The sequence below is a fragment of the Klebsiella grimontii genome (assembly GCF_042137965.1).
Classification (GTDB): domain Bacteria; phylum Pseudomonadota; class Gammaproteobacteria; order Enterobacterales; family Enterobacteriaceae; genus Klebsiella; species Klebsiella grimontii.
Genome location: NZ_CP169721.1, coordinates 164387 through 185840 on the forward strand (window position 1 = coordinate 164387; position 21454 = coordinate 185840).

The window sequence follows — 21454 nt, forward strand, 5'->3', positions numbered from 1 at the left end:
CGCCGCCCCCGGGGACGACAGGATTAGAAAGCGGTTTTGGCGAAGCCGGTCATCTCTTTGAGGCCCATTTCGCGGCCCAGCGCGGTCATCGGGTGAACAACAACCAGACCGCGCACGCTTTTCTTGAGCTTGCCCATATCGGCCTGCTCTTTTTTGGTGATGGCGCGGCGATGCGGCATGTCCATCAGCTTTTGCGCTTCTTTGCTCAGCTTCTGGCCCTGAACCTCACGCAGGCGGATGATTTCTGCCTCAATGGTGGTTTTCTCTTTTTCCAGTTCGGCGTATTTTTCTGCGGCTTCAACCAGGGAGAGATCGGCCTGCTGGTGGCGGATGGCGTCAAGGCGATCGCTCAGACGTTTAATTTCGTTTTTTTCGACTTCTTTCATGATGGCTTAATCTATTAAGAAAGGGGCATTATCAGACTATAGTATGTGCTGTCGCTTGGGTTGTGGGTAGTTATTTATCAAAATGTCGCCGTTTTTTGGTCATAACAGCCGTAGCGGCATATTATAACTTGTTGAACATAAAAATCATTTTAAGCCAGAGTTGGCGAATATTCATTTCTGTGAAGCCTGTCGGTCATTAAGCACGTTTTCCTCATCTGAAACCCTATTTTTGGCTAATCCTTAATAAGATCATTCCCGAGCAGAGGAGAGCGTGATGGCGAAAATCGGCGACGGCGTACCGCGTATTATTGACAAGGCCGTAGATTTTATGGCTTCAAGTCAGGCTTTTATGGAATATCTGAAAAAATCTCCGCGTTTGCAGCATATACCGCCGGATATTCCGGCTGATAAGGAAGCGCTATTTCTGCGGCGTCTTGAGTATTATCGTCAGCTTTATCGGCCGACGTGCGACCAGCAAGAGCCAGAATCAGAGCGTTGATTTTTGAAAGGCTTTTTTTAAGCTGATTTTAGAAATCAGCTCGGTCAGAGATAGCATCATCGTTGAACGTACGACCTGCTGGTAGCGCAGCTTTTGCATTGCCAGCAGGTCCGCATCGCTCTCATCAAATAGCGGCGTTGGCGGCAGAGCGGCCACGCAGTGCAGTTCGCCAAACGGCCCAAGGATCTCATCGTCGGTAAAGCTGTACTCATTACCGTCGTGGTTCAGCTCTTCGCGCAGGGCCATCAGTAGTTCAGCGTCTTCATATTCGGCGCGGCTAATCACCCCAAGGCCGTAAATCAGCTTCAGGCGTACAGAAAGGTCGCCAAGCGGCCCGTCGCCGTCCAGCAACGGCTCCACTGCGTATTTCACCGCGTAGTCGTCTTTACGGAATACCTGAAGCACCAGAATATTGACCGCTTCCGTCAGCAGTTCAACGGTGGCGATCAGGAAGCTTCTTACGGTTTTGCCAGCATTCAGACGTTCAAGCACACGGTTTTCAAATGCCTGTGTTTCTTCCATTATTGCCTGCATATCTGACATGAGTAATGGGCGCGGTTCGGACCGCGCCAGGTCTTGCCTCATTTGGTGGCGCTGTAGTCGTTAACGGCCTCCGCCACCACTTCGCTTGCCGCGTCCAGACCCGAAATCTGCGCCAGCGCCGCCTGCGGGCCTTTCTCGGCAATCAGCGCCGCCAGTTCCTGCGCCTGCGGGTCCTCTTCGCTGCGGAAATGCATCGCCGCGGCGATCCCTTTCACCAGATTCCGGTGCGGCAGGCCATATTCCAGCGTACCGAGCAGCGGCTTAATTAAGCGATCCCCCGCGCTCAGTTTGCGCAGCGGCTGGCGGCCAACGCGCTCAACGTCATCTTTCAGATACGGGTTCTCGAAACGACCAATAATTTTCTGGATGTATGCAGCGTGCTTTTGCGCATCAAAGGCATAACGTTTGATCAGCACCGCGCCGCTCTCTTCCATCGCCCCTTTGACCACGGCGCGAATATTCTCATCAAGAATCGCGTCGCGAATCGTCTGGTGACCCGCCAGTTTTCCGAGGTAGGCGGTTATAGCATGTCCGGTGTTTAAGGTGAATAGCTTACGTTCGACAAATGCCATCAGGTTATCGGTTAATTCCATACCCGGGATGTCCGGCAGCTCGCCTTTGAACTGGGTCTTGTCGACAATCCACTCGCTGAAGGTTTCCACGGTGACTTCCAGCGGATCGTGAGTGGCGGAAGCGGACGGCGGAACGATGCGGTCAACGGCGGAATCAACGAAGCCGACGTTGGTTTCAACCCAGGCTTTATCCTCTTCGGCCAGGGCGTTAAAAACGTGGCCCTTAAGCTGGCTGGTGCCGCGAATCATATTCTCGCAGGCGATGATATTCAGCGGGGCCGTAACGCCCTGCGCCTTGCGTTTAGCCAGGCCTTTGGCAATCGCCGGGGCGATGCGCTCCAGCACGACCGGGCCGACGGCGGTGGTCACCAGATCCACGCTGGCAATCAGCTCTACAACTTCGTCGCCGATGCTGCTGACGGCGTCAACGCCGGAAACGGTATCGACCTGCTCGTTCTCGCCGACCACGTGAACCTGATAGCTATGACGGGCATTCAGGGCATCAAGCACGACCTGATTTACATCCGCAAACGTCAGCTGTATCCCCGCGTCCGCCAGCAGTTTGCCGATAAAGCCACGACCGATATTACCTGCGCCAAAATGTAATGCTTTCATAGAATTAACCTTCAATTAATGTTTTTACCTGAGAGGGCTGGGGTGAGGCTTTTCCCTCACCCAAACCCTCTCCCCATGACTCAGGAGAGAGGGGGGGGCGTTTCCCGGCGTACCGCCGGGAGACAAATTACCCTTTCAGCAGCGTCAGAACTTCATCAACGCTGGTGGTTTTCGTCAGACGCTCAATCACCGACTCATCGTCCAGCGCGTTAGTCAGGCTGGTAATGACCTGAATATGCTCGTTATTACGAGCCGCGATACCGATAACCAGGCGAGCCACCTCGTCCTCTTCTTCGCCGAAGCGCACGCCTTCCGGATACTGGCAGAAGACGATGCCGGTTTTCAGGACGCGATCTTTGGCTTCAATAGTGCCGTGCGGTACCGCGATGGACTCACCCAGATAGGTGGAGGTCAGCTTTTCACGGTCCAGCATCGCCTGGACGTATTCCGGCTCAACGTAGCCGCCTTTCACCAGCTGCTCGCCGGCAAACAGAATCGCTTCTTCTTTGGTCGCCGCTTTACGGCCGAGGAAGATGTTCTCCGCGCCGAGTTTGAACAGGTTGGTGTCAGCCGCGTCGAAGCTGTCTTTCAGGCTATCGCGGACTTTCTCTTCGTTGTCAGTATGGCGCTGCGCCGCCACCAGACGTTCGGTCAAGCTGGTGTACAGGCCGCTGTCGAGGAAGTTGGTTAGCGAAATATGCTGTGCCTGCGGCACCTGACGCATCGCGCGCTCGGTCAGATCGCGATGGGTGATGACCAGGTCCACATCCGGCGGCAGGTTGTTAATTGCACAGTTAGTCACGGAGATGTTGCTCAGCCCGGCATCCTGCACTTTTTTACGCAGCACGCCTGCGCCCATGGCGCTGGAGCCCATACCGGCGTCGCAGGCGACGATGATTTTACGCACGTGGCTCAGGTCGTTCGCGCCATCGCCAGCGGCCAGCGGAGTCGCGCCGCCTTTGGATTCGGCTTTCATATCGTGCATGCGGCGGGTCGCGGCTTCGATATCATCTTCTTCTTTCACTTTGCTGGTTTTCAGCAGAACCGCTGCGACCACGAAGGAAACGGCCATCGCGGCGACAATCGCGGCGATGTTAGCGAAGTAGGCGCCCTTCGGCGTCATTGCCAGCACGGCCAGGATGGAGCCCGGAGAAGCCGGAGAGACCAGACCACCGTTGAGGATGGTCAGCGTGAACACGCCGGTCATCCCGCCGAGGATAACGGCCAGAATCAGGCGCGGGTTCATCAGCACGTACGGGAAGTAAATCTCGTGGATACCGCCGAGGAAGTGGATGATTGCCGCACCGCCCGCGGACTGTTTGGCGCTGCCGCGGCCGAAGAACATATACGCCAGCAGGACGCCCATCCCCGGACCCGGGTTAGCTTCGATCAGGAAGAAGATGGATTTGCCCAGCTCGTGGGATTGCTGAATACCCAGCGGCGAGAAAATACCGTGGTTAATGGCGTTGTTGAGGAACAGGATTTTCGCCGGTTCAACAAAGATAGACGCCAGCGGCAGCATCTCGTGTGCCACCATGAAGTTAACGCCTGCGGCCAAAATTTTCGACAGGATTTCAACCGCCGGGCCAATGCCGAGGAACGCCAGAATGGCGAGGATCATACCGATGATGCCTGCGGAGAAGTTATTCACCAGCATCTCAAAACCGGATTTAATCTTACCGTCTACCCAGACGTCGAATTTTTTAATTGCCCAGCCGCCCAGCGGGCCGGCGATCATGGAGCCGAGGAACATCGGCATATCCGCGCCGACGATAACGCCCATGGTGGTAATCGCGCCGACTACGCCGCCGCGCTCGCCGCCAACCAGCTTACCGCCGGTATAACCGATCAGCAGCGGCAGCAGATAGGTGATCATCGGACCAACCAGCTTCGCCAGCGTTTCGTTCGGTAACCATCCTGTCGGAATGAATAGAGCGGTGATAATACCCCACGCGATAAACGCGCCGATATTTGGCATCACCATATTGCTGAGGAAACGACCAAAGCTTTGCACTTTGATCTTGATATCGGATGACATAAAACACCCCTTCTTCTGTTTTTGCTATCGGCAGGCTGAAAGCCCGAGGCTTGTTGTTAATAAGGCGGCAGAGGTAGCCGGGCCCTGAGTGATAGTGCGAAATCTGGCACTGAATCGTTAAGCTGTCCAGTCGATGGATTTTTATGTGATACAGATCACATGAATATAGGGCGATGATGGTCTTTTGTGGTGATCTTCATCACAAAATAGGTGTGTAAAAAAACAACAGACCGGGTTTTTAGGGGGTGTTATGCATTTTTATGTGATGAAAATCACAAATTTACTTTGGCATTTTGTTATTTGTTTGTGATGTATATCACAAAATATTTTCACCCGGATTTAACCTGGTGTGATCTCGCGCAGGTTATGCCGCGTTCCGCTTGCCGATGCGTCATTCAGCAACGCGATCTGCTCAAGAACATTTTAGTCGTCAATGGCGAAAATGAAACGGGTGAATTATGCTCAGTTTGTCGGCCATTTTTTTATCCGGCCCGACACACATCTTAAAAATAATTAGCGTAAATCCGAGGAAATTATGTTTCTCAATTATTTTGCGCTCGGCGTTCTGATCTTTGTATTTCTGGTGATTTTTTATGGAATCATCATTCTCCATGATATTCCTTACCTGATCGCGAAGAAACGTAATCACCCGCATGCCGATGCGATTCACGTCGCAGGCTGGGTGAGTCTTTTTACGCTGCACGTCATCTGGCCGTTTTTATGGATCTGGGCCACGCTTTATCGGCCTGAACGCGGCTGGGGCATGCAGCACGGGCGGGATGGGGCGCCGTCTGAGGCGGCGGAAGAGGAGGGCGAAATCAGCGAACTGCGCCAGCGGGTTATCGCGCTCGAGCAGCAAATAACCGGTCTTCGACTGTCAGCTCAACCTCCTTCGGTGGAGAAATAACTCATGGATCTACTGATTATTTTGACCTATGTGGCGATTGCCTGGTCGATATTTAAAATATTTAAGATCCCGGTAAATAAATGGACGGTTCCCACCGCGGCGCTGGGTGGCGTATTTATTGTTAGCGCGCTTATCTTATTAATGAACTACAACCACCCATATACCTTTACCGCGCAAAAAGCGGTTATTTCTATTCCTATTACGCCGCAGGTCACCGGGGTGGTCAGCAGCGTCACGGATAAAGCCAATCAACGGGTTAAAAAGGGAGAGGTGCTGTTTACCATCGATCCGGCGCGTTATCAGGCCCGGGTGGACAGGCTACAGGCCGACCTTGTTACCGCGCTGCACAGTATTAATACCCTTAAAGCCCAGCTTTCTGAGGCTCAGGCCAATACCACCCGCGTTTCGGCGGAGCGCGATCGCCTGTATAAGGATTATCAGCGCTACCTGAAAGGAAGCCAGGCGCGGGTCAATCCGTTTTCGGAAAGCGATATCGATAATGCCCGGCAAAATTATCTGGCCCAGGATGCGATGGTGAAAGGGTCGGTCGCGGAGCAGGCGCAGATCCAGAGCCAGCTCGATAGCATGATAAACGGTGAGCAGTCGCAGGTGGTTAGCCTGCGCGCACAGCTGGCGGAGGCGAAATATAACCTCGATCAGACGACCGTGCGCGCGCCCAGCGACGGCTATATCACCCAAGTGTTAATTCGTCCCGGAACCTATGCCGCCTCGCTGCCGCTGCGCCCGGTGATGGTCTTTATCCCCCAGCAAAAACGGCTGATTGTGGCGCAGTTCCGGCAAAATTCGCTGCTCAGGCTGGAGAAGGGCGACGATGCCGAAGCGGTGTTCAACGCGCTGCCGGGCCAGGTCTTTCGCGGCAAGCTGGTGAGCATCCTGCCCGTCGTGCCGGGGGGAACGTACCAGGCGCAGGGCACGCTGCAGGCGTTGACGGTGACGCCGGGCACCGACGGCGTGCTGGCGACCATTGAGCTGGAGCCCGACGCCGCCGTAGATGCCCTGCCTGACGGTATTTACGCCCAGGTGGCAGTCTACTCCGATCATTTCACCCATGTTTCAGTGATGCGCAAGGTGCTGCTGCGGATGACCAGCTGGATGCACTATCTCTATCTGGACCATTAGCGGGGTCGGTCTGGCATGAGGTGATTTCTCTCTCTGCTATTTGCCTGCGACTGCGCCATACTGACTACTTTGTTGGCGAAAGGAGCAGGCAATGAAACTGATCGGCAGCTACACCAGTCCCTTTGTGCGCAAAATTTCCATCATACTGCTGGAAAAAGCGATTCCCTTCGAGTTCGTCAACGAATTCCCTTACCACGAGACCAACGGCGTGGCGCAGTACAATCCGCTGGGAAAAGTACCCGCGCTGGTCACCGATGACGGTGAATGCTGGTACGACTCGCCCATTATTGCGCAATATCTGGAGCAGCTCGGCATCGCGCCGGATATGCTGCCTGCGGCGCCGAAGGCTGCGCTGAAATTGCGTCAAATTGAAGCGCTGGCTGATGGCGTGATGGAAGCTGCGCAAATGCTGGTACGGGAGAAAACGCGCCCTGCGGCCCAGCAGTCGGAAAGCGAACTGCTGCGCCAGCGTGAAAAAATCGCGCGCGGTCTTGATGCGCTGGAAGGGTATGCGAATGACGGCACGTTACGTCCTGAGGAGGTCAATCTGGCGACCATTTCGACCGCCTGCGCCATCGCTTATCTCAACTTCCGCCGCGTCGCGCCGGGCTGGTGCGCCACCCGACCGAAGCTGGTTCGGCTGGTGGATTCCCTCTTTCAGCGCGCCAGCTTTGCGCGCACCGAACCGCCGGTGAGTTGACCCAGACGGGTAACAGTTTTTGCGCGGAGGTATTACAATTGCCGCTCATTTGTTGACTCCCTCTCCCGGCGGGAGGGGGGAAAATAGGTTCATTCATGACTAGCGAAATTCGTGCGCTTTATACCCGGCTTCCGGCCATCGACCGTTTACTCCGCGACCCCGCATTTTCACCGCTGCTGATGCAATATGGTCACTCCCAGACGGTGGCGCTGCTGCGTCAGATGCTGGACGAGGCGCGGGAATATATCCGTCTGAACCAGGCGCTGCCGGGCTGGTGCGAAGCGTGGCTGATGGAGACCTCGCGTCGTTTGAGCCAAACGCAACAGAGCGCGCTGCGCCCGGTGTTCAACCTGACCGGCACCGTGCTGCACACCAATCTTGGCCGGGCGATTCAGGCGGAAGCGGCGGTGACGGCGGTTGCCCAGGCGATGCGCGCGCCGGTGACGCTGGAATACGATCTTGATGATGCCGGACGCGGCCACCGCGACCGCGCGCTGGCCGATCTGCTTTGCCGGATCACCGGCGCGGAGGATGCGTGTATCGTCAACAACAATGCTGCAGCAGTGCTGCTGATGCTGGCGGCAACCGCCAGCGGCAGCGAGGTGGTGGTGTCGCGCGGCGAGCTGGTGGAGATCGGCGGCGCGTTCCGTATTCCTGACGTGATGCGCCAGGCGGGCTGCGTCCTGCATGAAGTCGGAACCACGAACCGCACCCATGCGAAAGATTATCGTCAGGCCGTTAATGACAATACCGGCCTGCTGATGAAGGTGCACACCAGCAACTACAGCATCGAGGGCTTTACTAAAGCAGTCGATGAGGCGGCGCTGGCGGAGATTGGCCGCGAACTGAATATCCCGGTGGTCGCCGATCTTGGTAGCGGCTCGCTGGTGGATTTAAGCCAGTACGGCCTGCCGAAAGAGCCGATGCCGCAGGAGATGATTGCCGCCGGCGTCAGCCTGGTGAGCTTCTCCGGCGATAAGCTGCTGGGCGGCCCGCAGGCGGGAATTATTGTCGGAAAGAAAGCGCTGATCGCCCGTTTGCAGAGCCATCCGCTCAAGCGCGCCCTGCGGGCGGATAAAATGACCCTCGCGGCGCTGGAGGCCACGCTGCGCCTCTATCTGCACCCGGAAAAGCTGGCCGCTGAACTGCCGACCCTGCGGCTGCTGACCCGCCAGGCGGAGGCGATCCGCCAGCAGGGCGAGCGCATTCAGGCCGCGCTGGCTGCGCATTATGCTGATTTTGACCTGCAGGTTGAGCCATGTCTGTCGCAGATCGGCAGCGGTTCGCTGCCGGTAGACCGCTTGCCCAGCGCGGCGTTGACCTTTACTCCGCGCGATGGCCGCGGCAGCCGGCTGGAAGCCCTGGCGGCGCGCTGGCGTCTGTTGCCCGTGCCGGTTATTGGCAGGATCTACGATGGCCGCCTGTGGCTGGACCTGCGCTGTCTTGAGGATGAACCCCGGTTTATGGAGATGTTATTGAGATGATTATTGCCACCGCCGGACACGTTGACCACGGCAAAACCACGCTGCTACAGGCGATTACCGGCATCAACGCCGATCGCCTGCCGGAAGAGAAAGCGCGCGGGATGACTATCGACCTGGGCTACGCCTACTGGCCGCAGCCCGACGGGCGGGTGCTGGGTTTTATCGACGTCCCCGGCCACGAAAAATTTTTGTCCAATATGCTGGCCGGCGTCGGCGGTATCGATCACGCGCTGCTGGTGGTGGCCTGCGATGATGGGGTGATGGCGCAGACGCGCGAGCACCTGGCGATCCTCCAGCTCACGGGGAAGCCGACGTTAACCGTGGCGCTGACCAAAGCGGACCGCGTAGAAACGGCGCGGGTTGAGGAAGTGAAGGCGGAGGTCGAGGCGGCGCTGGCGGAGTTCGGCTTTACCGGCGCGACCCTGTTTACCGTCGCGGCGACGGAAGGCCTGGGTATCGCCGGGCTGCGCGATCATCTCCTGCAGCTTTCCGCGCGCGCTCACCCACAGCATCAGCGTTTTCGCCTGGCGATCGACCGGGCGTTTACCGTCAAAGGCGCGGGGCTGGTGGTCACCGGGACGGCGCTTTCCGGCGAAGTTAACGTTGGCGATACGCTGTGGCTGACCGGCGTCGATAAACCGATGCGCGTGCGCGGGCTGCACGCGCAGAATCAGCCGGTGGCGAAAGCGTGGGCCGGTCAGCGCATCGCGCTGAATATTGTCGGCGATGCGCAAAAGGAGGATCTTAACCGCGGCGACTGGCTGCTGGCGGTACCACCGCCGGAAGCCTCTGAACGGGTCATTGTCGAACTCCAGTGCCATACGCCGCTTAGCCAGTGGCAGCCGCTGCATATCCACCACGCCGCCAGCCATATTACCGGCCGCGTATCGCTGCTCGAAGGCGCGCTGGCGGAGCTGGTTCTCGATACGCCGCTGCGGCTGGCGGATAACGACCGTCTGGTGCTGCGCGATATTTCCGCGCGCCTGACGCTGGCCGGCGCGCGAGTGGTGACCCTCAATCCGCCGCGCCGGGGCAAGCGTAAGCCGGAGTATCTACAGTGGCTGCGCGCGCTGGCCGCCGCGCAGGGCGATGACGTCCAGGCGCTGGATATTCATCTGCAGCGCGACGCGGTGCGCCTCGATGATTTCGCCTGGGCGCGTCAGCTCAGCGACGAGGGGCTGAAGGCGCTGATTAACCGTCCTGATTACCTGCAGGCGGGCAATAGTCTGCTGAGCGCCCCGCTTGCCGCGCGCTGGCAGCGGAAACTGCTCGACGCCCTGGCGCGTTACCACGACCAGCATCGCGATGAGCCCGGGCCGGGCCGCGAGCGGCTGCGGCGTATTGCGCTGCCGATGGAAGATGAGGCGCTGGTGCTGCTGTTGATTGAGCAGATGCGCGAAAGCGGCACTGTTCACAGCCACCACGGATGGCTGCATCTGCCGGAGCATAAAGCGGGCTTTACCGACGAGCAGCAGGCCATTTGGCAGCGGGTGGTCGGGCTGTTTGCCGATGAGCCATGGTGGGTGCGCGATCTGGCGCGGGAAGCCAACGTGGAAGAGTCGTTAATGCGAGCGGTATTACGCCAGGCGGCGCAGCAGGGGATGATTACCGCGATCGTCAAAGATCGCTACTATCGCAACGATCGGATTGTGGCGTTTGCCAAAATGATCCGCGAGCTGGATCTGGAGAGGGGATCAACCTGCGCGGCGGATTTCCGCGATACGCTGAACGTCGGGCGCAAGCTGGCGATTCAGATCCTCGAGTATTTCGACCGTATCGGCTTTACCCGCCGTCGCGGTAATGACCATATCCTGCGCGATAAGGCGCTGTTTCTTTAGCATAAGCAGGTTGTCCCGGGTCGCGGCGTGAACGCCTGACCCGGGCTACGATAAGGCACAAACCTTGTTGCCCCGGTAAGCGCAGCGCCACCGGGGAATCCTCACACTTACGCTTCCGCTTCGTTCACCCAGATACGCATCTCGCCTTCGCCGCGGTTGGCCCAGCTAAACCACGGGATGAAGGTCAGCAGGTGCGGCTGACGGCTGGACGGCGCGCGATCGTAACGCCACAGCGCCTGCTGCTCGGCATCTTCCGCCGTTTGCTTATAGCCCGGCGCCTGGAGAAGTATCTTGCGGGCAAAAATCCCTTTGCCTTCTACAGTGATAAATCGGGCGTCGCGCGGCAGCTGCAGGTTATGCAATTGCTCGCCGTTATCCGCCTGCTCCAGGCAGTAAACCAGCGGGCCGCGCTGGACGGCGACCTGACCTGCCTGGTGGCGCACCAGCGGGTTACCATAAATGCGGCGCACCGGCATCGGCAGGGTTAACAGCAGCGTGTCGCCCTCCTGCCAGAGATGGCTGATGTACAGATACCCTTTGCGTACGTCCTGCGTAACCGGCGCGCCGTTGAGCGTCACCTGCGGCTTATCGCACCAGTCCGGCAGGCGCAGGGCCAGGGTATGATGCACAGGTGACGATGAATCGATGACTATCTGCACCTGTTCCTGCCACGGATAGTTGCCGCTGATGCGCAGGCGCAGCGCCTCATTGCCCACCGGGATCTCCGCGCTATTGCCGATATACAGGTTGATGTACAGGGCATCGTCGTGCGGCGTGTAGATATAGTGTCCCAGCGAGGTCAGCACGCGGGCAATATTCGGCGGGCAGCACGCGCAGCCGAACCAGCGCTGGCGGACGGGCTTAACGTGATCGTAAATATGGTTGAATTTTAAGGATTTTGGATGCACTTCCAGCGGATTGACGTAGAAGAAGTGCTTGCCGTCGAGCGCCATGCCGCCCAGCACGGTGTTATACAGCGCGCGCTCCATCACGTCGGCATATTGGCTGTCGGCTTCCATCTCCAGCATCCGGCGGGCAAACATCATCAGGCCAATGGAAGCACAGCTTTCGGCATAGACCGTGTCGTTTGGCAGGTCATAGTCGCTGCTGAAGGCCTCCCCGCTGCTCTGCGAGCCGATGCCGCCGGTGATATACAGCTGACGCTGGGCCATATTTTTCCACAGGCGCAGGCAATCCTGGCGCTTGCCCTCGTCCTGACTTAAACGGGCGAGGTGGGCAACGCCGGCCATCAGATAGACGAAACGCACCGCGTGGCCGATGGCGACCGGCTGTTCGGAAATCGGCTGATGCGCCTGGCTGTAGGGCTTATCCATCACCATCCACGCCGGACCGTAGGTGTTCCAGTAAGAGGTTTTGCCGCGCTTCTCATATTCGATATCGTAAAAATGCGGCTGCGTGCCGCGCGCCTCAACGAAGTACTTCACCAGCGCGATATAGCGTGGCTCCTGAGTGACGTCGTACAGGCGCATTAACGCCAGCTCGATTTCCGGATGGCCAGGGTAGCCGTGCAGCTGGTTCTCTCCGGGGCCAAACACGCTATCGATGTGGTCAGCGAGGCGGCAGACGACTTCCAGCAGACGACGCTTGCCGGTGGCCTGGAAGAAGGCGACGCCCGCTTCAATCATGTGGCCGGCGCAGTACAGTTCGTGGCATTCGGCGAGGTTAGTCCAGCGCTCCTCGGGCGCTTTGACCGTGAAATATGTATTCAGATAGCCATCTTCACACTGGGCGGCCGCGACCAGTTCAATTACCTCGTCGGCGGTTTTTTCCAGCTCGGCGTCCGGCTTCTGGCACAGCGACCAGGCCACCGCCTCCAGCCATTTCGCCACGTCGCTGTCCTGAAAGACCATGCCGTAGAATTCGCCCTCCTGTCGCCCGGCGGCGATGCGGAAGTTCTCTATTGCATGGCTAGGATCCGCCTCTTCGATGCGGTCGTTAAGCGCATCCCACTGGTAGGGGATCACCACATCGCGCACCAGCTGCTGGTACTGGCCGAGGAACGGATCGTTGATTTTCAGTTTGTGCAGATCGACTTCCATAACGGGCATGACGGACTCCTTAAGGCTGAACGTGACGCGTGCGCAGGTCGCTGGCAATGCGCGCCATCATCGGATTGTTAAGCTTGCAGGCGCGAATAGTGAAGGCCAGCAGTAGATGGAACAGGGCGGGCAGCAGGGTCTCCATTGAGGAGATGCCCGCCAGGGATGAGGCCGTTTGGTTTTCCACGCCCGGCTGGTAAGCCACGTAGATAAACACGACGCTGATAATGCCGGCGCTGGAGGCCCATGCCAGCTTGATAAAGAACAGGTTAAAGGCGAAGTTCATACCGGAAGAGCGCACCCCGGTTTTCCATTCGCCGTAGTCGTCGGAGAAGGCCATCAGCGAAAAGTGCAGCGGCAGGGTGAAGCCGAGAATAATGCCGTTGCCGAGGATGACGATCAGCCACAGGGTCTGGTATGCCGCCCCGGTTGGTAAAAACCACATCGCGACGGCCAGCGCAGCCAGCGCCAGGTTGGTGTAATAGTAGAGTTTGACGGTATCGAAGCGGCGCGACAGCATATTGATGATCGCGGAGCCCGCAATCGAGGCGAAGGTCACCATGGTGAAGAACAGCGAGGTGTAGCCGGTGGAGCCGCCCAGCACGTAGGTGATGAAGTACATATAGCCGCCGCCGCGGATATTAAAAACGTTAATCAGCAGGAACGACATCACCAGCATCAGCAGCAGCTGGTCATTATTGCGCAGGCCGGCGATGTGCTCGCGCAGGGTAAATTTTCCCATCACATCCAGCGAGACGCGTTCGCGAACCCAGAAAAAGCAGCACAGGAACATCGCCACCGCGATGGCGCAGAGTACGGCGACGCCGTACTGATAGCCCTGCGCGGTATCGCCCTTGCCGAGCGCTTTCACCAGCCACGGCAGCCCAACGGAGACTAAGAAACCCGCCACGCCGCACAGCACAAAACGCCATGCCTGACATGAGATAACCTCGGTATGGCGCGTGGTCATGGTGTTGATCAGCGCGCAGTAGGGGACGTTAATCGCGGTGTAGCTCACCGAGAGCAGCAGATAGGTGCCGAACGCCCAGGCGATTTTTACCCCCATGCTGGCATCGGGCACGGTAAACGTCAGAACGCCGATAACGCCGATCGGCACGGCAATCCACAGCTGCCAGGGACGAAAGCGCCCCCAGCGGCTTTGGGTACGGTCGGCCAGCACGCCCATGATAGGATCGGAAACGGCGTCAAAAACGCGCAGGGCCAGAAACAGGGTTCCGACCAGCGCGGGCGTCAGGCCGAAGACATCGGTATAGAAAAAAGTCAAAAAGTTCATGATCAGGCAGGTAATCACCGTCCCGCCCGCGTCGCCAAGTCCGTAGCCTATTTTTTCCCGTAGGGATAGTTTGTCGTCCTGGACGCGCCGTGCTAAATCGCTTGTAGTAATCGGAGCCGAAGTCATAAATAACTCCCGGAGATGATGTGCGGAATAATATCCCGCTGAGGCGCGGGCTTTAATTGTGTTATTTGCAAATTACGTTATTTATTCTGCACGAAATATGGGGGGCAACAAGGGAATGAAAAAGTATAAAAAGAGGACGATTCCGACCTGATGATAAAAATGTGATTTCGATCCGGCAGAACCCTATTTTATCGTGAATAATCAATGGCAATGAGAGGTTATTTATGATGAAAAAAGCGGAATGTTGAATATCTATGCTTGAATTATCCATGTCACTTCCGATTAAGGTGCAGAACGGCGGGTTGTTTATTTCCCGCGGCGTCGGCAGCCATCCGGCTCGTCAGCTTCACTCCTGGGAAATAATCTTTGTGGAAAAAGGGACATTAACGATTCGCGAAAACAACAAAGTTTTTAGCGTGAATGCCGGGGAAAGTTTGCTGCTCTGGCCGCAGCGATTACATGTGGGGATCGGACTGTTTCCGTCAGATTTAAAATTCTACTGGCTGCATTTTGAAGTGACGTCGGGTGAGGGTGATGCGCTGCTTTCTATTCCACAACATATGCGCGTTAATGACCCGCAGTATATTATTTCACTGTTTCGTCAATTCTTACGCGAGCAGGAAAATATTCATCGTAGCGTGGCGCTGGAGCTGATCCTGCTGCTGATTTTGCAGCAAATTTCGGCGGCAGCAGGCGAACAGCCCGCCGACAGTCCCGGCAACGCGCTGGCGTGGAGAGCGCAGCAAATCATTCGTACCCGGTTTCATTTGCCCCTTTCCGCATCCACGCTGGCGCAGGAGCTGCACTGCAACGCGGATTATCTGGGGCGCGTTTATCGCCATGCTTTCCGGCTGACGTTAACCGAAGCGCTGCACCGTCAGCGGGTAAGGGCGGCGGAAAAGCTGCTTATCAGCGATTCCCTGTCGCTTACCGAGGTGGCGATGAAATGCGGGTTTAACGATGTCGGCTATTTTCGCAAGATTTTCCGCAAGCACACCAGCCTGACGCCGGCGGCGTGGAAGCGTCGTTACTGCAAGGAACATATTAATTCGGCGTAGGGTTGATGGGTTTTTCCCGTCGGCGCTGTGCTGCCCGGGCTACGGGACCGCAGACGGCCGGTAGCCCGGATAAGGCGTTAGCCGCAATCCGGGGAGTTCCGCGGGACTAGTTTTGCCCGTAATAGGCGTTCGCGCCGTGTTTACGCAGATAGTGTTTATCGAGCAGTTCAGACTGCATATCCGGCAGCTGTGGCGCCAGCTGGCGCGAGAAGAGGCCCATGTAGGCGCACTCCTCCAGCACCACGGCGTTATGTACGGCGTCGGCGGCGTCTTTACCCCAGGCAAAGGGGCCGTGTGAATGGACCAATACCGCCGGGATTTGCGCCGGATCCAGGCCGCGCTGTTCAAAGGTTTTGATAATCACCTCGCCGGTCTGATACTCATACTCGCCGTTAATCTCCTCAACGGTCATCCGTCGGGTACAGGGGATCGCGCCATAGAAGTAGTCGGCGTGGGTGGTGCCCCAGGCGGGGAGATCGAGCCCGGCCTGCGACCAGATCGTCGCGTGGCGGGAGTGGGTATGCACGATCCCGCCGATCTGCGGATAGCGGCGATAAAGCGCCAGATGCGTTGGCGTATCTGAAGAGGGTTTTTTACCGCCTTCAACGACTTTACCGCTGGCCATCTCTACGACCACCATATCGTCGGCGGTCATCACCTCATATTCGACGCCGGAGGGCTTAATGACCATCAGCTTGCGCGTTTCATCGACCGCGCTGACGTTGCCCCAGGTAAAGGTGACCAGGCCGTGTGCGGGGAGGGCCAGGTTTGCCGCCAGTACCTCGGCTTTCAGTTGTTCTAACATGTGAATCCCCCTTCCTGCATCCGTGATTCGATCCAGCGCCGGGCCTGGATAATCTCCAGCACCGGCTCGCTGGCTTTCTCCGTCCACATCTCAATCAAAAATGAACCGCGGTAGTTCAGCTCGCGCAGCGTCTTAAAAATGCCGACAAAATCGACGCATCCTTCGCCGAACGGCACGTCGCGGAACTGGCCAGGGCTATCGTCGGTCACGGGCAGCGTATCTTTCAGGTGGATGGCGGCGATACGATCGATGCCCAGCTTCAGCTCGGCGGTGACGTCGTTTCCCCAGGCGCTGAGGTTGCCGACGTCCGGGTAGACGGTAAACCACGGTGACGAAAGCATCTCGTCCCACTTTTTCCATTTGCTGATGGAGTTCATAAAGGCGGTGTCCATGATCTCCACCGCCAGCATTACCTGCGCGGCGGCGGCCTGTTCTACCGCCCAGGCCAGCCCTTCGGCAAAACGCTGCCGGGTGCCTTCATCATGCTCTTCGTAATAGACGTCGTAACCCGCCAGCTGGATGGTGCGGATCCCCAGATCGCGCGCCAGGCGGATGGCTTTGGTCATAATCTCTCGCGCCCGATCGCGTACCGCTTCATCGCGGCTGCCAAAGGGGAAACGGCGATGGGCGGACAAGCACATCGAGGGAATGGCGACGCCGGTTTCCAGCATCGCGCTCACCAGCGATGCGCGCTGGGCCGGGGTCCACTCCAGGCGCGAAAGGCGTTCATCGGTCTCGTCCACCGACATTTCGACAAAATCAAAACCGCAGCTTTTGGCCAGTACCAGCCGCTCAGGCCAGCTGAGATCCTTCGCCAGCGCTTTTTCATAAATACCTAACGGGTGGTTACGCATGCTGTTCTCCCCAGATAGCGTCGATTTGCGCGTGGAATTCGGCGGCAACCCGCGCCGGATGGGCGGCGCCTGCCAGCGCGCGCCCGGCAATAAAGGCTTTGACGTTGATATCTTTGAACAGCGGTAGATCGGCTGGGGTAATGCCGCCGGTAATCGACAGCTCAAGGCCAATATCGGACAGCGCTTTCATGCGCGCCAGATCCGCCTCCCCCCACTGCTGCCCGCTGGCCTGGGCATCGCGTCCGCGATGGTAAATTGCCTGATGGACGCCGGTACGGTACCAGGCGCGGGCGTCATCCAGGGTCCAGTTGCCGAACAGCTCCATCTGAATTTCACCGCCGCAGGCCTGGGCCACGGCGTGGCCTTTCTCGACCGTGGCGAGCGGTGCGGCGCAGATGATGGTCATCCAGTTGGCGCCAGCGCCAAAGGCCTGCTGCGCCAGGGTTTCACCGGCGTCGGCGACTTTCCAGTCGGCGACGATGATCTTCCCCGGACACTGGGCGCGCAGGGCTTTAACCGCGCTAAGCCCTTCGGTTAAGCAGAGGATGGTTCCCGCCTCCACAATATCAACGTGATCCTGTAGCAGGGCGACATCGCGCTGCGCAGCCTGAAGGCTGGTGTGGTCGAGCGCCAGCTGCAGTAATGGTCGGCTCATAATGCGTGCTCCTTAATACGGGCGTGATAGCCCTGTAGTGCTTCAATCAAATGCAGGTAGTGGCGGTATTTGCGCTGATAGCGCGCGTGGGCGGTCATATCGGGTAGCAGCGTGCGTACCGGGTGCTGCCGGGCGCGCCGGGCTTCGCTAAAGCTGCGGTATACGCCGGTGCCGACGCGAGCGGCGAGGGCCGCGCCAAAGCAGCCGGTCTCTTCCACCTGCGGGAGTTCAATGCGTAAGCCGCTGACGTCCGCCAGCATCTGCATCCAGACGTCGGAGTGCGCCGGGCCGCCGGTGACGCGCAGGGCCTGAACGTTTGTAAAGCGTTCGCGCATACGGTTGAGGTGGGTCATATGGCTAAATACCACGCCTTCATAAACCGCCTGCAGCAGGTGCGCGCGGGTATGCAGCGCCTGCATGCCGTAAAAGCCGCAGGTCATCTCCAGCCCGGCGTTGCTGCCGTAGAGAAACGGCAGAAAAAACAGCTCGCTCCCGGCTTTCGGCAGGCTGGCGACGGCCTGATTGATCTCATCGAACGAGAGATCGCCCCACTGGGCGGTAAACCATTCGAGGTTGCCGGACGAGGTCGGGCTGGCTTCGTGAACGATATACTGGCCGTCATTGACGTAGCGGCCATAGACGTAAGGGTGGGCCTCATGGTCGCGCAGGCCGTGAGCGATACCGCTGGTGACGGCCCAGGTCCCCATCACCGCATTGAGGGTCGACTCATCCTCAATCCCGGCGCAAAGGGCGGTGGAGACCACGTCAAACAGGCCGCCAACGACGGGAGTACCCGCCGCCAGACCGGTTAAAGCGGCTGCCTGAGCGGTGATCTCCCCGCAAATTTCGGCTGACCCTACAACGGGGGGCAGCGCGCTATCGATTTCACCGATGCCCAGCCACTCGGTCAGGCGCGGGTCGTACTGGCCCATGGCCATGTTGTAGAGGTTGGACTCGGAGATGTTGCTCTCCTCGCAGCCCTTCGCGCCGGTTAAGCACCAGCGCAGATAGTCATGCCCCATCATCACGCAGCCAATTTGCGCGTAGCGCTGGGGTTCATTCTCTTTTACCCAGCGCAGCAAAGAAGCCGGATGTCCGGTCCATAGCGTCTGGCGGGTAACGGGATAGAGCCGTTCGGGAATACGGTCCCGCTGCCAGCGCTGAACGATTTTCAGCGCCCGACGATCGGAGGAGAGGATGGCGTTACCCAGCGGCCGATCCTGCTTATCGAGGAGAAAGAGGCCCTTACCCTGAGCGGAGATGCCCACGCCTTTAATCTGTTCGCCGGATACACCTGCCTGCTGTAATAGCCCGGCAATGGTCGCCGCGCAGTGTTGCCAGAGCTGGCGCATGTCGCGTTCGGCGTAACCCGGCAGGGGCGACATCGTCCGTAGCGCTTGCCGCACAATGCCATGTTCATGACCTTCGGCGTCATATAAACCGGCTTTCAGATAGGTGCCGCCGCAATCAATACCCAGCCAGAAGGCCTGTTTCTTGCTCATCTTTCGCATCTCATTGTTACCGGTTGAACCCGGCATATTTCGCAGGCCCGGCAGGCGCAGCGCCGCCGGGCTCGAGTTTACGCAGTGCGTTTATGTGGATTTATCGTCTTTACCGGCGCAGCACCGGCATCGCATTTCGCCGGCAGCAGCAGCGCCATCAGCGCGGCCAGCGCCAGGGAGATCGCCAGGCAATAGACGCCGGCGTCTTTGCTGTACAACGTGATCAGCACCCCGACCGCATAAGGGCCACAAAATCCGCCGAGGTTGCCAAGCGCGTTGATAACCCCGCGCGCGCCGCCCGCCATTTCCGCGCTGAACAGACGTGCCGGGATGGTCCAGAACACGCCAGCCGCCGATTGCAGGAAGAATCCGCAGCCGACCAGCGCGGCATAGGAGAGCCAAATTTGGTTTTTCAGCGCCACCGACAGGAACATGCACAGAGCGAAGCCAATCAGCGGCAGGCAGACGAACAGCTTGCGTTTACCGGTTCGGTCTGAAAGGGAGGAAAACAGGAACATCCCGGCAATGGCGCCGACGTACGGCAGAATGGCGAGCATGCCGACCTGCCCCATGCTGCTATGGGTCAATTCTTTCAGAATGGTGGGTAGCCACAGGGTGTAGCCGTAAATGCCGGTCTGGTAGAAGAAGTTCAGGGCGATAAGCTGCCACATGGTTTTGTCGGAGAGAACGGCGCTCAGAGAGGCGTTTTTCACCTCGGTGCCGGCAATGGCTTTTTGCTCCGCGGCCAGCGTCTCGACCAGATAGCGCTTCTCTGCTTCGGAAATCCAGCGCGCTTCCTGCGGACGGTCATAGATGGTGTATGCCCACAGAACCAGAACAACCAGCGAGAGCAAACCTTCGATAATAAACAGCCAGCGCCAGTCGAGAACCGTGATAATCCAGCCTGAGAGCGGGGCGGTGATAATCCCGGCAATCGGCACAAACATAATGACAATCGCGTTGGCGCGACCGCGTTCAGCGTCGGGGAACCAGTTACTGATCATCGTGAGAACGACCGGCAGCATACCGCCTTCCGCCACGCCCAGTAAGAAGCGCAGGGCCAGCAGCTGGTACTGATTGGTAATTAACCCCGTCAGCACGGAGATGACCGCCCAGGCGACCAGCGACCAGCCGATAAATTTCTTACCGCTACCGTGAACGGCAATTTTCCCGCCGGGAACCTGTAAAAATAGATAACCGATAAAGAAAATACCGCCCGCCAGCCCCGCCATGGTGGCGGAAATACCTAAGTCGGCATCCATACCTCCGGGCATCGCAAAGGCAATATTGACCCGGTCCATATAAGAAATAATACAAGTGATCAGTATAGGCGGAATGATTCTTAACCAGCGCTGGCGCGGTATATCTTTGGTTGTAGAGTTAGAGGTTATATTCATCTTTATAGTCTCGTAATATTAAAAATATTCTGGTGATGAAGGTGATTATTATTATTGTGCTTGTTTTAGCGCGGAGATGCCGTCGCGTAATATCGCGATGCGATGATCAACGTTTGCGCTGGCATTAATTTCCAGTAATTTAATGCCTGAAAATTGCAGGGGGGCGGTTCCTGCGCAGGCAAATAATTCACGAGCGTGTTCGGTGGTCATCAGGCTCTGCGGGCAGAAAGGCGCGAACGGCGCGTGTAAATCCTGCCATTCGCCGTACTCGCCGGTTTGCGTCGTGCCAGAAAACATCAGCGCGCCGAGCTTTCCTGCCCGTTTTACCTGCTGCGTATGGGTGAGCGGTAGCACGGTATTCCGCCCTTCAATGGCCGAACGCGCCCAGTTAATACAAATGCTAACGTCATAATCGGCAATGGCTTCCAGCACGTTTTCTAACGGCAAAAATCCTTTGCGCGGCGCGCTGCCGGTCATCGCGTCGCAGTGCTCCAGCACCAGCTCGCAGGACCAGTCCCAGCGGGTAATTTCTTTTAATGAACGGGCAAAGGCGTCGGTAGCCTGAGCCACGTTGGCATTGCCCGCCAGCGGGGCGGCGTGAAGCTCAAGGGCAATGACCTTTCCGGCGGTAGTGCCATTGATTTTAGCGATCTTCTGCTGCAGGTGGCGATAGTACTCCACGCAGGCTTTGCGCTGCGTTTCGTCGCTGGACGCCAGCCCAAAGCCGCCGTTTTCACCGCGGCGGCGCATGGTTTCCATGATGGCGGTAACGACAATCTGCCAGTGTCCCGGGGTATGGCGCAATAACCACTCGTCGCCGAGCGGATGAAGATGTTCAAGGCAGGGTTGCTCCAGCCCGCGAATATCCGGGGTGTCGGAGAGCTGCCGCCAGAATTCCGTCTCTTCCTCTTCACTCTTTTGGTGAAATGAGGGTGCACAGGGGTACGCACCGATAATGTAACCGGTATTATTCGAATTCAT

Annotated in this window: 19 protein-coding genes; 7 read left to right on the plus strand and 12 right to left on the minus strand. The window is 57.9% G+C overall.

Annotated features, from left to right (window positions below):
• Nucleotides 1-23: 23 nt before the first annotated feature.
• Entirely contained in the window at nucleotides 24-386 is a 363-nt protein-coding gene (locus ACE3MN_RS00805) for a YibL family ribosome-associated protein (protein WP_004137762.1), read from the minus strand.
• A gap of 274 nt (nucleotides 387-660) precedes the next feature.
• On the opposite strand from ACE3MN_RS00805, the gene ACE3MN_RS00810 reads away from it, so the two are divergent.
• Entirely contained in the window at nucleotides 661-885 is a 225-nt protein-coding gene (locus ACE3MN_RS00810; protein WP_004126554.1) for a hypothetical protein, read from the plus strand.
• On the opposite strand, the gene mtlR is transcribed toward ACE3MN_RS00810, so the two are convergent.
• From mtlR to ACE3MN_RS00825, 3 genes are all read right to left on the minus strand, one after another.
• Nucleotides 874-1470, minus strand: a complete 597-nt coding sequence (mtlR, locus tag ACE3MN_RS00815) for a mannitol operon repressor MtlR (RefSeq protein WP_004137764.1) — start codon at nucleotides 1468-1470, stop codon at nucleotides 874-876. The two genes, ACE3MN_RS00810 and mtlR, sit on opposite strands and share 12 nt — an antisense overlap.
• Nucleotides 1467-2615, minus strand: a complete 1149-nt coding sequence (gene mtlD, locus ACE3MN_RS00820) for a mannitol-1-phosphate 5-dehydrogenase (protein WP_024359731.1) — start codon at nucleotides 2613-2615, stop codon at nucleotides 1467-1469. Before mtlD ends, mtlR begins: the two co-directional genes overlap by 4 nt.
• Before the next feature lie 127 nt (nucleotides 2616-2742).
• Nucleotides 2743-4653, minus strand: coding sequence for a PTS mannitol transporter subunit IICBA (locus ACE3MN_RS00825; protein WP_024359732.1), 1911 nt, complete (start codon nucleotides 4651-4653; stop codon nucleotides 2743-2745).
• A 535-nt stretch (nucleotides 4654-5188) separates the two neighbouring features.
• Between ACE3MN_RS00825 and ACE3MN_RS00830 the strand changes: the two genes are divergently transcribed.
• The 5 genes from ACE3MN_RS00830 to selB all read left to right on the plus strand — a co-directional run bounded on the left by ACE3MN_RS00830 (nucleotide 5189) and on the right by selB (nucleotide 10722).
• Entirely contained in the window at nucleotides 5189-5560 is a 372-nt protein-coding gene (locus tag ACE3MN_RS00830) for a DUF3302 domain-containing protein (RefSeq protein WP_004137769.1), read from the plus strand.
• A gap of 3 nt (nucleotides 5561-5563) precedes the next feature.
• Nucleotides 5564-6700: an HlyD family secretion protein gene (locus tag ACE3MN_RS00835; protein WP_024359733.1), complete on the plus strand. Its 1137-nt coding sequence runs from the start codon at nucleotides 5564-5566 to the stop codon at nucleotides 6698-6700.
• Between the two features lie 91 nt (nucleotides 6701-6791).
• Nucleotides 6792-7400, plus strand: coding sequence for a glutathione S-transferase (locus ACE3MN_RS00840; protein ID WP_024359734.1), 609 nt, complete (start codon nucleotides 6792-6794; stop codon nucleotides 7398-7400).
• Between the two features lie 95 nt (nucleotides 7401-7495).
• Nucleotides 7496-8884 carry an L-seryl-tRNA(Sec) selenium transferase gene (gene selA, locus ACE3MN_RS00845; protein WP_024359735.1) on the plus strand — a complete coding sequence of 463 codons (1389 nt, stop codon included), beginning with the start codon at nucleotides 7496-7498 and terminating at the stop codon, nucleotides 8882-8884.
• Nucleotides 8881-10722 carry a selenocysteine-specific translation elongation factor gene (gene selB, locus ACE3MN_RS00850; protein ID WP_024359736.1) on the plus strand — a complete coding sequence of 614 codons (1842 nt, stop codon included), beginning with the start codon at nucleotides 8881-8883 and terminating at the stop codon, nucleotides 10720-10722. Before selA ends, selB begins: the two co-directional genes overlap by 4 nt.
• A 107-nt stretch (nucleotides 10723-10829) precedes the next feature.
• Here the strand turns inward: selB and ACE3MN_RS00855 are convergent, their stop codons facing one another.
• Together ACE3MN_RS00855 and ACE3MN_RS00860 are read right to left on the minus strand one after the other, a co-directional pair.
• Nucleotides 10830-12791 carry a glycoside hydrolase family 127 protein gene (locus tag ACE3MN_RS00855; RefSeq protein WP_004137777.1) on the minus strand — a complete coding sequence of 654 codons (1962 nt, stop codon included), beginning with the start codon at nucleotides 12789-12791 and terminating at the stop codon, nucleotides 10830-10832.
• A gap of 10 nt (nucleotides 12792-12801) precedes the next feature.
• Nucleotides 12802-14202, minus strand: a complete 1401-nt coding sequence (locus tag ACE3MN_RS00860) for an MFS transporter (RefSeq protein ID WP_049099778.1) — start codon at nucleotides 14200-14202, stop codon at nucleotides 12802-12804.
• 254 nt (nucleotides 14203-14456) lie between these two features.
• Between ACE3MN_RS00860 and ACE3MN_RS00865 the strand changes: the two genes are divergently transcribed.
• A complete protein-coding gene (locus ACE3MN_RS00865) occupies nucleotides 14457-15260 on the plus strand; it encodes an AraC family transcriptional regulator (protein WP_024359739.1) in 804 nt (267 codons plus the stop codon).
• Nucleotides 15261-15366: 106 nt separating this feature from the next.
• On the opposite strand, the gene araD is transcribed toward ACE3MN_RS00865, so the two are convergent.
• From araD to ACE3MN_RS00895, 6 genes are all read right to left on the minus strand, one after another.
• Complete coding sequence (gene araD, locus ACE3MN_RS00870; RefSeq protein ID WP_004137783.1) at nucleotides 15367-16065, minus strand: L-ribulose-5-phosphate 4-epimerase; 699 nt, start codon at nucleotides 16063-16065, stop codon at nucleotides 15367-15369.
• Nucleotides 16059-16919 (minus strand): L-ribulose-5-phosphate 3-epimerase, encoded by an 861-nt coding sequence (locus tag ACE3MN_RS00875; RefSeq protein WP_024359740.1) that lies wholly within the window; start codon nucleotides 16917-16919, stop codon nucleotides 16059-16061. Before ACE3MN_RS00875 ends, araD begins: the two co-directional genes overlap by 7 nt.
• Complete coding sequence (gene ulaD / locus ACE3MN_RS00880; protein WP_004137786.1) at nucleotides 16912-17574, minus strand: 3-keto-L-gulonate-6-phosphate decarboxylase UlaD; 663 nt, start codon at nucleotides 17572-17574, stop codon at nucleotides 16912-16914. The genes ACE3MN_RS00875 and ulaD overlap by 8 nt, the downstream gene beginning before the upstream one ends.
• Nucleotides 17571-19076, minus strand: coding sequence for an FGGY-family carbohydrate kinase (locus tag ACE3MN_RS00885; RefSeq protein ID WP_049099781.1), 1506 nt, complete (start codon nucleotides 19074-19076; stop codon nucleotides 17571-17573). The genes ulaD and ACE3MN_RS00885 overlap by 4 nt, the downstream gene beginning before the upstream one ends.
• Nucleotides 19077-19153: 77 nt before the next feature.
• Nucleotides 19154-20473 carry an MFS transporter gene (locus ACE3MN_RS00890; RefSeq protein WP_004137789.1) on the minus strand — a complete coding sequence of 440 codons (1320 nt, stop codon included), beginning with the start codon at nucleotides 20471-20473 and terminating at the stop codon, nucleotides 19154-19156.
• A 51-nt stretch (nucleotides 20474-20524) separates the two neighbouring features.
• Nucleotides 20525-21454, minus strand: a complete 930-nt coding sequence (locus ACE3MN_RS00895) for a DUF4862 family protein (protein WP_049130406.1) — start codon at nucleotides 21452-21454, stop codon at nucleotides 20525-20527.